Raw genomic sequence first — 13,635 nt, 5'->3', positions numbered from 1 at the left:
GCGTTTGTTATTTATGGTGTCGTAGATTTAAGTGTGTACTCACCGCATAAAATAATAAACATTAGCTACTTTTAAAAAGAGAATATAAGAATGGAAAAGTTAAAACCTGGATTTGTCCTATTTGATTTAGATGGTACTTTGATCGACAGTGTGCCGGATTTAGCATACTGTGTTGATGAAATGATGAAGCAACTTGATATGCCTGTACGTGGAGAAGCGGCCGTACGTGATTGGGTCGGGAATGGTGTTCAGCGTTTAACAGAACGCGCTTTGATCAATGCAGTAGAAGGCATGCCAGATCAAGCTTTAATGGATAAGGCTTACCCTATCTTTTTAGAGCTTTATACGCATAATAATGCAGTACGCTCTTGTGTCTATGATGGGGTTGTTGAAGGGATTGAATGGATGCTTAAGCAAGGTTACCGCATTGCTTGTGTGACCAATAAAGCCGAAGCGTTTACCATTCCATTATTGAAAGATAAAGGGCTACACGATTATTTTGAGTTCATCGTCTCTGGTGACACTTGTGCCGAAAAGAAACCCCATCCAATGCCTTTGTTACATGCGGCGAAACTGATGGGTGTTGAACCTGAAAATGCATTAATGGTAGGTGATTCTCGTTCTGATGTTAAAGCGGCCCGTGCGGCTGGATTCCATATCTTTTGTATGACTTACGGTTATAACCACGGTGAAGATATCCGCGATTACAATCCAGATGTCATTATGGATTCATTTGCTGAGTTCCCCAACTACATTGAGTCTAAATAAAGTTTAAGATGTATGAGCACTGTCTATTATAGGCAGGGCTTTGTTATTTGAACTTACCAGGCATGGTGACTTGATAAGCTTAAAATATAAATTTGAGAAGTTTGCATTAACAATTAGGAATTCGATATGGCTTTTTTAAAAGCATTGTTACTAGAAATTTTTCGACCATTACTCTGTTCAATTGCCGGTATTCGTCGAACAATTTTGTTTAAAAAACTAGAGAAACAATCAAACACTAAGGTAGATCTAGAATGAGCAACGCACACTTTGCAAACTTAGCAAAGCAGGGCTATAACCGTGTGCCGGTTATGCGTACCGTACTGTCTGATTATGATACCCCGTTGAGTGTCTACCATAAGTTAGCCAAGGGTCCATACTCTTATCTATTCGAATCCGTTCAAGGCGGTGAGAAATGGGGACGTTACTCGATTATTGGCTTGCCTTGTCACACACGGTTGCTGATTAATGGTCATCATATTAAAGAGGTTCTTGACGGCGAAGTGGTGCAGCATCAAGTTGCGGAGGATCCTTTAGCGTGGATTGAAGCGTATCAAAAACAGTTTAAGGTTTACGAACCTTCAGGCATGCCTGTTTTTAGCGGTGGGCTAGTAGGTTACTTCGGTTACGATACAATCCGTTTTGTCGAAGAGCGTCTAAAAAATACCGTTCCAGAAAAAGACGATATCGGTGTGCCGGATATTGAACTGTTAGTTTCTGAAGAATTAGTGGTGTTTGATAACTTGAGTGGCCAAGTACATGTGATTGTACACGCCGACTTAACTAAACATGATGGTGAAACCCTAGCCTTACAAAGGATAGACGAGCTTAGCGCGAAGTTAAGTCAACCGATGCCGATACCTATTGATGTGCCGAGTGCTAAGCAGATTACCGAGGCGGATTTTCAGTCAAGTTTTGGTGAAGAAGCCTTTAAACAGGCCGTTGCAAAAATTCAAGAATACATCCTGGCGGGTGATGCTATGCAGGTGGTTATTTCACAGCAAATGTCGGTCAAGTTCGATGACGAACCAATAGACTTATACCGCGCATTGCGTTATCTGAACCCATCACCCTATATGTTCTTTATGGATATGGGGAATGTGCAGATTGTTGGCTCTTCACCTGAAATTCTAGTGCGTTTAGAGGATCAACAAGTCACTGTGCGTCCTATTGCCGGAACCCGCCGACGTGGTGCAACCCATGAGAGCGATCTGACTTTAGAGCAAGAGTTGTTAAATGACCCTAAAGAGCTTTCAGAGCATTTGATGTTGATTGATTTAGGACGTAACGATGTTGGGCGCATTGCACAAATTGGTTCGGTTGACTTGACGGAAAAGATGGTTGTTGAACGTTATTCACATGTCATGCATATCGTTTCTAATGTGAATGCAAAAATCAAACCTGGTTTAAGTGCGATGGATGTCCTGCGCGCTACCTTTCCAGCAGGAACCGTCTCAGGGGCACCGAAAATTCGTGCGATGGAAATTATTGATGAACTTGAGCCCGTTAAGCGTGGTATTTACGCTGGCGCGGTGGGCTATTTAGGTTGGCACGGCAATATGGATACGGCCATTGCGATTCGCACCGCAGTCATTAAAGACAATACCCTCTTTGTACAAGCAGGTGCGGGCATTGTCGCTGATTCGGTCCCCCAGCTTGAATGGGATGAGACCATGAATAAAGGCCGCGCCATTTTCAAAGCCGCAGAGTTTGTGACCAATGGTCTGCAGACGATCAATCCACAAGCAAACCATAAGTAAATATGATTCAGCAGACCCAACTGACTTAAAAAAGCTCTCTGGGAAAGACTTAGGAAAAAATATGCTATTAATGATTGATAATTATGACTCTTTTACCTACAACATCGTTCAGTATTTTGGTGAATTAGGTCAGCATGTCGAAGTGTTTCGTAATGACCAAATTACGATAGAAGGCATTGAAGCGTTAAATCCCAAATATCTGGTCATTTCTCCAGGACCATGTACGCCAGCAGAAGCGGGTATATCGGTTGCCGCTATTCAATACTTTGCAGGTAAGATCCCGATTATGGGCGTTTGCTTAGGGCATCAAAGTATTGGTCAGGCATTCGGGGGTCATGTCATTCGTGCCAAAGAGGTCATGCATGGCAAAACCTCTCCGGTTTACCATCAAGATACAGGCATGTTTGCTAACTTGCCAAACCCGGTCACGACCACACGTTATCATTCACTTGTCATTGAACAATCAACCTTGCCTGAGTGTTTAGAGATTACTGCTTGGACGCAGGATGCAAATGGTGAGTTGGATGAGATTATGGGCGTGCGCCATAAAACCTTACCGATTGAAGGCGTGCAATTTCATCCTGAGTCTATTTTGACCGATCAAGGTCATCAGATGCTAAGGAATTTTCTCGAACAGAACGCCTAACAGCAGTTGTTCCTAACTTCTAAATCTACTTGAGCAGGTTATTCCATGGAGCTGAAAGCGGCACTTGAACAACTCATAGAGAGACAAGCATTAAATGCGGATCAAATGGAATCGGTCATGCATAAGTTAATGTCGGGTAAAGCCACACCTGCTCAGATTGGTGCGATCCTAACCGCTTTGAGAATGAAAGGTGAAACCTTAGAAGAGATTACGGCTGCTGTTCAGGTTATGCGCAGCTTAGCCACCCCTGTTCGGTTAGAAGATAAATCAACGTTAGTCGACACTTGCGGTACAGGGGGCGATGGTGCTAATACCTTCAATATCTCTACCGCTTGTGCTTTTGTTGTTGCGGCGGCAGGTGGTACGGTGGCCAAACATGGCAATCGTTCAATTTCCAGTAAGTCAGGTAGTGCTGATGTTTTGGAAGCGGCGGGTGTGGATTTAACGCTTAGTCCCGAGCAGGTCGCCGAATGCATTAATGACACGGGTGTTGGTTTTATGTTTGCCCAGGCACATCACAGCGCGATGCGTCATGTGATTGGTGCGCGTAAAGAGTTGGGGGTTCGCACTCTTTTTAATATGCTCGGACCTTTGACTAATCCGGCGGGTGCACCTTCTCAAGTCGTTGGCGTTTATGACAAGTCGCTGACCTCTTTGTTTGCCAAAGTCTTGCAACGCCTAGGTTCAAAGCATGTCATGGTGGTCCATGCTGAAGATGGGTTGGATGAAATCAGTGTCGCCAGTAGAACGTTTGTCGCAGAATTAAAAAACGGTGAAGTCATTGAGTGGGTTATTGATCCCTCTGAGTATGGTATGGATCATGTCGACCTATCAGATTTAGCGGTGGAGTCTGCGCTGGATAGTTTGAATATTATTCGGGCGGTTTTTGCCAATAATATCAGCGCCGCTAAAGATATTGTTTGTTTGAATGCGGGCGCATCTCTTTACGTGGCAGGCCTTGTAGAATCTTATTCGGCGGGTGTTGTTATGGCATGTAAAATCATCGCCGATGGGCTGGCTCAGCAAAAACTAAATGAATTTATCGCCAAAACACAGTCTTTTAAAGCCCTTTAACGCTTGATTGAATATTAACCAGGCCTGGTCAGAATAGATTTAACAATGACAAAAACCCTGAAACGCCATTTCTACTTCACTTTAGGAGGTCTATTTTTTCTAATAGGTCTGATAGGCGTTGTCTTGCCAATATTACCGACCACTCCATTTATGATTTTATCAGCGGCCTGTTTTGCTAGAAGTTCTCCGCGATTTCATCAGGCATTATTAAATAATCGCTGGATAGGAGAAGATTTACGTCGCTGGGAAAATAATCAAACCATGCAGCGTGCCACTAAAAAAAGAGCTACTTGGGTCATTGGGATTACTTTTAGTCTTTCCATAGGTTTACTCTGGGGGAGTTTGGGCTTGCAGCTAATGTTGCTCGGAATCGCTTTACTATTACTCTTCTTTTTGTGGCGAGTGGCGGAAGACGTTGCAAGTGATGTGAAAACACCATCAGACAATCCCCTTTAATACAGAATTTAATAAAACAACAATGCATGCGAGTTATGCAGAATCAGTCACCTAATCAAGGAATGCAATATGGCTACGCCAACCATCTTAAAGAAAATTATCTTACGTAAGCTTGAAGAAATTCAGGATGGCTGTGACAAAATTCCACTGCGTGAAATGAAAAGACGTGCCCTATTAGCGCCAGAAACTAAAAGTTTTGTGGGTGCCATGCAAGCGAAGTTAGATGCGGGGCAATCTGCAGTGATTGCCGAAATTAAAAAGGCTTCACCTAGCAAAGGGGTTTTACGTGAATCATTTGATCCCGTTGAAATCGCCAAGAGTTACGCGGCTAACGGTGCGGCTTGTTTATCCGTTTTAACAGATAAAGATTTCTTTCAGGGTTCAAATGAATATCTACAGCAAGTTCGTGAAGCGGTTGATCTGCCGATTATCCGCAAAGACTTTATTGTTGATGATTATCAAGTCTACGAAGCACGTGCGATTGGTGCAGATTGTATTCTGTTAATTGCCGCAGCCATTGGCGACGCGCAAATGTCGGAACTGACTCAGGTTGCGTTAACCTTGGATATGGATGTCTTAATCGAAGTGCATAACAAGGAAGAGTTGGAACGAGCTTTGCATCTGCCACTGCCAATGATTGGCATTAATAACCGCGATTTGCACAGCTTTGAAGTCTCATTAGACACCACCATTGAAATGTTAGAGATGATTCCAGAAGATCGTATTGTCATCACTGAAAGTGGCATTCTAACCAAGGGTGATGTTGCCAGAATGCGGGCCTGTCATGTGGATGCATTCTTAGTGGGTGAAGCTTTTATGCGCGCCGAAAATCCAGGCGAGAAGTTGGCAGAGTTGTTTAATTAAGAAAACGCCTCTTTATGAGGCGCTTTTTTGTCTGTTTGATGATGCACAATTAAAACAAGGTAAATTATGAAAGAAGTAATGGAATCAATTTTCTCTAGAATCAGTAGTCCATTATTTGGCTATTTTTTCTTTGCTTTTATTGCGTTCAATTGGGAGGAAATATTTTATTTATTTGCTAGTAAATTAAGCGCAGAGATGCGGATTGAATATTTTAATGAGCATACTGGATTTGATTCCTTATTTTTCTTTCCCTTGATGCTGGCATTTTTATACTCATTTTTATACCCATGGATACATTATGTTTTTTTAGGGATTAGTAAAATACCAACTGATTTGAAAAATTCTTTACAAGCTGATTCAGAGTCGAAGTTAATTTTGGAAAAACAAAAGTTTGAATCAGCTAATGCAAAGTTATTAGCGACACTTGAAGAAGGTCTTATTGATCGAGCAAAGCGTGAAGTAGAAATTAATAAGATTGAAGATGAAGATATTAAGGAAAAGTTAAAAGCTGAAGTCGAGGGGGTAAGGGTTCGATCTGCAACCCCTGTTGAAATAGCAGAGAAGAGAGCCATAAGTGTTCTAAGCGATGAAGAAGATCAGTTGATTAAAGATTTAACTAAGGCAGAAGGTCGTTGCTCGATGAAAGCTATTATCGAAGGTTCAAAATTTGGTGCAGTCAAAATCCGACATCTAATAGAGCAGTTGGCAGCAGAGGGATATGTAAGACACAACTCTTCAGGTGAATTATTATTCACAGAAAAAGGTAATGCATATGCAGTAGAGCGCGGATATGCTGTATAAATTTTCAGGTAAAGAAGCATAAAAACGAAAATTCGAAAAAATAGGCACTATCCTTTAATTGACTAAGCGATATGTGAAGCCTTTGACACTCAATAATCCTCCTCTATTTTCTTATTCGGCTTCCCCGTTACTTTTTGCCGCTGCGCAAAAAATAACCAAAAAAGTAGCCCTGCTGACGAAAGCGATTTCCCTAAACTCGATCGCTGACGTTTGAGAACTCGCTAACGCTCAAACAGCTCAAACGTTTAAACGCGCTCTTCATTAAGTGAAAGTGCGCTTTCTTACAGAAGGGACTTTGGGCACTTTGCCTTGAACTTATCTTAGCTTTAAAAGAGATCAAGCTTCATTTTAGCCAGGCCTGGTGGTTATCTCTTTTAAACGTCTCTTCTTGATCCGCTTTGTTATATTTCAAAAATCTATAATTGAAAACATCCTGAAAGAATACAAAAGCATCCACAAGCCTCCGAAGTCCCCTTTGAAAGGAATCGTTATTGAACTTAGCGTAGGAAGCGGATCAAAGTTTGTGTGTTTGAGCGAAGCGAGTTCTCAAACTTCCGCTTACAAGCTTAGTGAAATAGAGACCGTCACCGGGGGGGTCATTTTTTGGTTACTTTTTTGGACAAGCAAAAAAGTTACGTGAAGCCATTAGATAACTTCCAAGGAGAATGACAGAGCTTCAAAGGCTTCTCAATCTATATCAAGATATCATAGAAATAACTCGACCAGGCCTGGTCATTTATTTTTGATAAACATATTTTTATTTATGGTTTTAATTAGCGGAATGTAGCTTTGGATTGTATGCAAAACTATACAGTTAAATCATTATGTTACGGCGTTTTTTAGAGACGAAAAAAAGACGATAAAAAACGCTTGCAAAACTTCCAAAAAGGAGAATAATACGTTTCTCCTTTTTCAGACAGAACCCTGTGGCTAACTTGCTGTAGGAGATAGAAAGAAAAATGGTTAAAACCTCACGTTATTGAACGTGGCTGGGGTTCTTCAAGCTAACCTTGTCTTGTCGAATTTTTGTTAATCATTCATCCGTCTACATTTTTTCGGGTGTTTTAGTAAGGTGCTCATTTCATGCCTAATTCAGAAAACACACTGGTCACCAGTAATGATCATTTCGAAGTGATCGAAAAAACGACCATCATTGATTCCTCTTGGCCGACCCACGAACAAGCCGTAGAAGATCAAAATGCGGATCACTTTATCTGTCGAGATGGCAAAGTCTTTGCCGGTACGCATTTAATTATTGATTTGTGGGGTGCTTCTCATCTAGATAATCTGCCGCTTATGGAGGCTACATTACGGGAAGCCGTAGAAAAAGCTAAAGCTACTTTATTGCACATCCATTTGCATCATTTTACGCCAAATGGTGGGATTTCTGGGGTGGCTGTTCTAGCAGAATCCCATATCAGTGTGCATTCATGGCCTGAGCGTAACTATGCCGCATTTGATGTCTTTATGTGTGGCGACGCTGAACCTGAGAACGCGATTGACGTTTTAAAAGCGGCCTTTACGCCAACTTCAGTCAAAGTAGACACGATTTTACGTGGTGAGATGCTTGAAGCGGACGTGAGACTCGAAGCATGAGTCAGAATTGCCTAGAAACGCTGTACCCGTCCTGGGGGCAGCAGTTTGTTATGGATGAGGTGTTGTTTGAGGTCAATACTGGGCATCAACACCTAGTCATTTTTAAAAATGACCAATGGGGCAATGTAATGGCCTTGGATGGCGTTATTCAAACGACCGAAAAAGATGAGTTTATCTATCACGAGATGATGACTCATGTCCCAATGTTTGCACATGGTCATGCTAAAAAGGTATTGATTATTGGTGGTGGTGACGGCGGGATTTTGCGTGAAGTGTTAAAGCATCAAAATGTTGAGTCCGTGACACAGGTTGAAATCGATCAGCAAGTGATTGATATGTGCGTCAAGTATTTGCCAAATCATTCAGCGGGAGCTTACGATAACCCTAAGACACATATTGTCATTGCGGATGGCGTCGATTTCGTTAACAACTGTACTGAACAGTTTGATGTGATTATTTCTGATGCAACCGACCCTATGGGGCCTGGAGAAGTTTTGTTTACGTCGCGTTTCTATCAAGGTATCAAAAGTTGTTTAAAAGAGGATGGTGTTTTTGTTGCTCAGAATGGCGTTTGTTTTTTGCAAACCGATGAAGTGGTCACGACCTTTAAGCGTTTATTGCCTCTTTTTAAGGAAGCGAGTTTTTATTCGGGGGCTGTGCCAACTTATGTTGGTGGTATGATGACGTTTGCTTGGGCTACTGATAACTTAGCATTAAAGAATGTGGATATAACCACACTTGACTCGCGTTTTGCGCAGGCAAATATAAAGACGCGTTTTTATACACCTATGTTGCATAAGGCTAGTTTTGCACTACCGCAATATATTTTGGATGTCTTAAACTAATGAATAAACATATGATTGCAGAGTCTTTTGCAGAACAGTCTCACCCCGATGCTCTACAAGAGTTTGACCGCGAAAGTTTAGAGAACTTGGTGGCTAAACATGAAACGCCCTTTATGGTGCTCGATTTAAGTGAAGTCGAATATCAGTACAAATCTTTGCAGGCTGCTTTGCCTGGGGTAAAGCTTTTTTATGCTTTAAAAGCCTTGTCTCACCCTGAGTTGATTAAGCGTCTTAAGTCTTTAGGCAGCTCTTTTGATTTAGCGACCATTGGTGAAGTAGAGTTAGTTGAGTCACTGGGGATTAAAGGGGATCAATGCATCCATTCGCATCCAATTAAAAAAGATAAAGAGATTAAACGTGCTTTAGAATTTGGCTGTAATCGCTTTGTGGTTGACAACATTGAGGAGCTGCGTAAGTTCATTCCTTATGCGGGTCAGGTTGAGTTGATTATGCGTGTCAGTTTCCGTAATCAACAAGCCGTCGTTGATTTGTCGCGTAAATTTGGTTGTGCATTAGAAGAACTACCGGTAATGGTTGATCTTGCCCAAAAGAATGGGATTGAAGTGGTTGGACTCTCCTTTCATGTTGGCTCGCAATCATTATCGCCGATGACGCAGGTCAATGCAGTTCGTGCCAGTGTCGCCGCGATGAAGGTAATGCATCATGTAAGGTGGAAGTTTTTGGATATTGGCGGCAGTTTCCCGGTCTCTTATCAAGAAGCCGTGTTACCGATTATAGATTTCTGTGCTCCCGTTATGGAGGCGTTAGGTGAGCTGCCAGAGGGTATTGAAGTCTATGCGGAGCCAGGGCGTTTTATCGCAGCACCGTCTATGATTGAGGTGATTTCAGTGGTTGGTAAAGCTAAGCGTGGTGCCAAAATGTGGTATTACATGGATGATGGCGTTTATGGCGGCTTCAGTGGTCAGATGTTTGACCATGCCGTGTACCCTTTGGCGCCATTAAAACCCTTTGATGCGACGGGTGAGTTTTTCTCAAGTGTCTTAGCCGGGCCGACGTGTGACAGTATTGATGTCATTTCTGAAGATATTGAACTGCCAGAGATGGAGGTTGGTGATATCCTAATAGGCAAACAAATGGGCGCGTATACAATTGCATCTGCGACTGAATTTAACTACTATCCAAAACCAAAAGTCATTGTGGTAGAAGATATTTTTGATCCTGAAACCGAAGCGCTTTAATCCTTTTAACCCTTTATATCAAAGGATAAAATATGACGATATCAGTGAAATGGCAAGGTAAAAAAGCGTTTGAAGCAACCTCGTCGACTGGACATAAAGTTCTAATGGATGCCTCACAAACTGTTGGTGGAGAGGATAAAGGGCCCCGTCCAATGGAAATGTTGCTAATGGGTTTGGGTGGTTGTTCTGGAATTGATGTTGTTATGATGCTGGAAAAGGGTAAGCAAGACATTAAGGATTGCCAGATCGAAATAACCTCTGAACGTGCTGACAGCGTGCCTTCGGTTTATACTAAGATTCATCTGCATTTTAAGGTGACTGGAACGGACTTAAATGAGAAAAGGGTCAGCCGCGCTGTAGAGTTGTCTGCTGAAAAATATTGCTCAGTTTCAAAAATGTTGGAAAAAACGGCAGAGATGTCACATGATTACGAGATCATTGAAGCTTAAGTTATTTTGAGAGGGCAAAAAAGGAGGAAGAGTGGCGTTTAATCTGTTTATGGTGAAAGTGCTGCTAGTGAAATCTTTGGTGTCCGCCGAGACGCTGGCGAAGCAATCTAGAAAACCTTCTGGCTGGTTGGGGAAAAATATCCTCCAGCCTATGTTCGTTAAGGGGAATGCTGATTTAAATCAGTTTATTCTCGAACAGATGGCAGTTCAGGCTAATGATCAGATCTTAGAGGTCGGTTTTGGGCCTGGTGAACTGTTATTTCAGTTGTGCCAACAAAATCCTTCTGCCCTGTTTACTGGGGCAGATTTTTCACCCCTCATGTTACAACAAGCTACCTTACGTACTCAACGGTTTATTAAATCCGGACAGCTATCTTTGATCGAAGCGTCTAGTGACAATATGCCATTTGATCGTTTTTCATTTAATCAGGTGGCTTGTGCTAATACGCTTTATTTTTGGCAACCGCCAGAACCGCATTTTAAAGACGTTTTAAGAGTTTTAAAGTCCGGTGGAAAATTTGTTATGGGTTTTAGAACCGGAGAGCAGATTGATAGAATGCAGTTGCATCCAACTATTTTTGCACGTTATACAACGGCAGAGGTAGAGTCTTTGCTCGAGTTGGCTGGTTTTGAAAACATTACGATTCAATCTAGAATTGGTTTTCCGGTAGATTCGTTTTGTGCTGTGGCTTATAAGCCGTCGTATAAATCCATGGCAGAGTCCGCCAAAATAAATCATTTGTCAGTTAAATCTTAAATGACCAGGCCTGGTCATTTTGTTTTTCAAGGCACGCGGGTATTTTATCCATAATAGGTTGGATGTTTGCTGGCTGCATGATTGGGTTTTAGTTAATTATTCCTGATCAGCTTCTGTTGTGTTTGCGTATTTCAAGCTTACACCATATTTGTTGTCTTCTTTCTGACTGTCGATTAACGTAAAAATTAGAATGACCAATGAGCCGATCACCGGAATGATGATTAACAAAATCCACCAGCTACTACGTCCGATATCATGCAGTCGTCTGGCGAGTATTGCAATCGTTGGTAATAATAAGCCATAGGTATAAACGGTACTGATAAAGCCGCTCATGTTCTCTTTGTCGTATTGCCCTAAATTAATGTCGAGCATGACGGCGACAAAATAAAAGACGATGTAAAACAGAATGTACATCCAATACTGTTGGCGGGTGGCCCGGCCCGTGAAGGTCACATAGTTTTTGAGAGCATCTAAAAAATAATTCATGGTTCAATCTCTTGTTGTCCTAAATGATATTAAGTTGCATTTAGTGTGCTTTGAATGGCTTTGATCATGCCGTTTATCAACGAGGTAAGTTGTGTCTGCGGAATATTAAAAGCGGGCATGGTATAGATAAGTTTTCCGAACGGTCTTAACCAAATACCATTTTTTATGCCTAGAGCTTGTATCGTTGGACCTAAATCGTCTCGTTCCAATTCAACCACGCCAATCGCACCTAATACGCGTGTATCCGCTACACCTTCAATGTCTTTAAGCGGCAATAGTGTGGCTTGCAAGTGTCGTTCAATTCGCTGAATGTTTTGCTGCCAAGGAGAGTCTAGCAGTAGATCAATGCTTGCGATTGCGGTGGCACAGGCTAAAGGGTTGGCCATAAAGGTTGGACCGTGCATTAGTAATCCTGGGTTGCCATTACTTATCGTGTCACTAATGGTTTGGGAGCAAAGTGTCGCCGCTAATGTCATGTAACCACCCGTCAAAGCTTTGCCTACGCACATGATATCGGGAGCGATATCCGCCCATTCACAGGCAAAGAGCTTGCCAGTTCGGCCAAACCCCGTGGCAATTTCATCGATAATCAAGAGTACATCATATTGAGTACATAACATTCTGACTCGGTTAAGGTAGTCGGGACGATAAAAACGCATTCCACCAGCACCTTGGGCAATCGGTTCAATCACGACAGTTGCTATAGAGGTGTGGTGTGCTTCTAGTAAAGCCTCAAAAGCCTGAATATCCGAGTTGTCCGATTCTATGCTAAACCCCATCTCTGGCGCAGGGGCGAAAATGTGGTGAGCAAGATTGTCGTTGAATATATGGTGCATACCATTATCAGGATCGCTCGTTGCCATCGTGGCAAAGGTGTCGCCGTGATAACCATTTCTGACGGTCAATAGTCTGTTTTTTTCGGGCTTGTTTTTACTTATCCAGAATTGCAGAGCCATTTTGATAGCGACTTCCATTGCAACCGAGCCTGAATCTGAGAAGAATACTTTGACCAGGCCTGGCGGGGTTAAATGGATCAACCTTTTAGCCAGCTCAATTGCGGGTTGGTGTGTTAATCCTCCAAACATAATATGGGGCATAATTTCAATCTGATTATGCATGGCTTGTTGAATAAAGGGGTGGTTGTAGCCATGAATGGCCGCCCACCAGGAAGACATACCATCAATCACCTCACAACCATCTGCCAATGTAAGTATTGAGCCCTGCGTTTTCGTCACACCAATCACTGGGTTTGGATTGGGTATTTTGGCGTATGGATGCCAGACGTGCTGTTGGTCAAATGCGAGAAGGTTGTCCCAATGGTTTGGTTTGATCGAATTCATAGTATTAAACAGTCTCTTATATAACGGTTGCATAGGGCTATAATAGTTTGAGTTGACGTTATTTTACCAGGCATGGTAATTTTATATGGATGATTGAGAGTGCCCAGAAATGAAATTTTCCGTGGCCGCTTATATATAATGGTTTCTAATAGAGTTTGAATGGCAAATCAAAATGATGCCGCGGTTGAATGCAAGGTGTTTTGTTTTATCCAATTGATCCGTTAAAAATAGAGGTATGACAATATTCTGTATGTTTATGATCTTGAATACAGTAAAAGCGTAGCCAGAGCCTCTTAAGTTGATTGAGTCAACATAGGGTTCTAAGCCTAAACCATCATGATAAACGAGCTTCTAAACCATTTCTTTGCGAAACGTTCTAGTGTGATGTTAGTTGAAATACCGGCACTCTTTTAAAGTTACTCTTGGTTAGAAGTAAACAAAAGCAAAAGAGTATAAAGAATTGCTTGTATTCGGGGAAAAGGTTGCTAGAATACGCGAATAGTTTTTGGCAAGGTTTTCTTAAAATCTGGCAATTGTAATGTTTATACTGTTTAAGTTAGCTTCGGCAATAAGAAATTACTGATTTTACTAAAATTA

General features: G+C 42.0%; 14 protein-coding genes. 12 read left to right on the top strand and 2 right to left on the bottom strand.

Annotation, left to right across the window (positions count from 1 at the left end; genetic code table 11):
* The first annotated feature begins 90 nt into the window (after positions 1-90).
* The 12 genes from F612_RS0107460 (at position 91) to F612_RS0107395 (ending at position 11,212) form a co-directional block, all read left to right on the top strand.
* Positions 91-768, top strand: a complete 678-nt coding sequence (locus tag F612_RS0107460) for a phosphoglycolate phosphatase (protein ID WP_019557136.1) — start codon at positions 91-93, stop codon at positions 766-768.
* A gap of 251 nt (positions 769-1,019) precedes the next feature.
* Positions 1,020-2,525 (top strand): anthranilate synthase component I, encoded by a 1,506-nt coding sequence (gene trpE / locus F612_RS0107450; RefSeq protein ID WP_019557134.1) that lies wholly within the window; start codon positions 1,020-1,022, stop codon positions 2,523-2,525.
* Positions 2,526-2,586: 61 nt separating this feature from the next.
* Entirely contained in the window at positions 2,587-3,171 is a 585-nt protein-coding gene (locus F612_RS0107445) for an aminodeoxychorismate/anthranilate synthase component II (protein ID WP_019557133.1), read from the top strand.
* A 45-nt stretch (positions 3,172-3,216) separates the two neighbouring features.
* Entirely contained in the window at positions 3,217-4,245 is a 1,029-nt protein-coding gene (trpD, locus tag F612_RS0107440) for an anthranilate phosphoribosyltransferase (protein WP_019557132.1), read from the top strand.
* Between the two features lie 45 nt (positions 4,246-4,290).
* Positions 4,291-4,701, top strand: coding sequence for a YbaN family protein (locus F612_RS0107435; RefSeq protein WP_019557131.1), 411 nt, complete (start codon positions 4,291-4,293; stop codon positions 4,699-4,701).
* A 69-nt stretch (positions 4,702-4,770) separates the two neighbouring features.
* A complete protein-coding gene (gene trpC, locus F612_RS0107430; protein WP_019557130.1) occupies positions 4,771-5,565 on the top strand; it encodes an indole-3-glycerol phosphate synthase TrpC in 795 nt (264 codons plus the stop codon).
* 66 nt (positions 5,566-5,631) lie between these two features.
* Entirely contained in the window at positions 5,632-6,366 is a 735-nt protein-coding gene (locus F612_RS0107425) for a hypothetical protein (RefSeq protein ID WP_019557129.1), read from the top strand.
* Between the two features lie 1,083 nt (positions 6,367-7,449).
* The gene (gene speD, locus F612_RS0107415) at positions 7,450-7,962 is read left to right on the top strand and encodes an adenosylmethionine decarboxylase (protein ID WP_019557127.1); all 513 of its coding nucleotides are present in this window, start codon (positions 7,450-7,452) and stop codon (positions 7,960-7,962) included.
* Positions 7,959-8,807: a polyamine aminopropyltransferase gene (gene speE, locus F612_RS0107410; RefSeq protein WP_019557126.1), complete on the top strand. Its 849-nt coding sequence runs from the start codon at positions 7,959-7,961 to the stop codon at positions 8,805-8,807. The genes speD and speE overlap by 4 nt, the downstream gene beginning before the upstream one ends.
* Positions 8,807-10,006, top strand: coding sequence for a type III PLP-dependent enzyme (locus tag F612_RS0107405; protein ID WP_019557125.1), 1,200 nt, complete (start codon positions 8,807-8,809; stop codon positions 10,004-10,006). Before speE ends, F612_RS0107405 begins: the two co-directional genes overlap by 1 nt.
* Positions 10,007-10,038: 32 nt before the next feature.
* Positions 10,039-10,455, top strand: coding sequence for an OsmC family protein (locus F612_RS0107400; protein ID WP_019557124.1), 417 nt, complete (start codon positions 10,039-10,041; stop codon positions 10,453-10,455).
* A gap of 31 nt (positions 10,456-10,486) precedes the next feature.
* Complete coding sequence (locus tag F612_RS0107395) at positions 10,487-11,212, top strand: class I SAM-dependent methyltransferase (protein WP_019557123.1); 726 nt, start codon at positions 10,487-10,489, stop codon at positions 11,210-11,212.
* A gap of 96 nt (positions 11,213-11,308) precedes the next feature.
* Here the strand turns inward: F612_RS0107395 and F612_RS0107390 are convergent, their stop codons facing one another.
* Together F612_RS0107390 and F612_RS0107385 are read right to left on the bottom strand one after the other, a co-directional pair.
* Positions 11,309-11,698, bottom strand: a complete 390-nt coding sequence (locus F612_RS0107390; RefSeq protein ID WP_019557122.1) for a DUF805 domain-containing protein — start codon at positions 11,696-11,698, stop codon at positions 11,309-11,311.
* A 29-nt stretch (positions 11,699-11,727) separates the two neighbouring features.
* Positions 11,728-13,038, bottom strand: a complete 1,311-nt coding sequence (locus F612_RS0107385) for an adenosylmethionine--8-amino-7-oxononanoate transaminase (protein WP_019557121.1) — start codon at positions 13,036-13,038, stop codon at positions 11,728-11,730.
* Between the last annotated feature and the right edge of the window lie 597 nt (positions 13,039-13,635).

Origin of the sequence: Thiomicrorhabdus arctica DSM 13458, assembly GCF_000381085.1 — a bacterium.
GTDB classification, from domain to species: domain Bacteria; phylum Pseudomonadota; class Gammaproteobacteria; order Thiomicrospirales; family Thiomicrospiraceae; genus Thiomicrorhabdus; species Thiomicrorhabdus arctica.
This window is presented reverse-complemented; position numbering and strand designations above follow the sequence as displayed.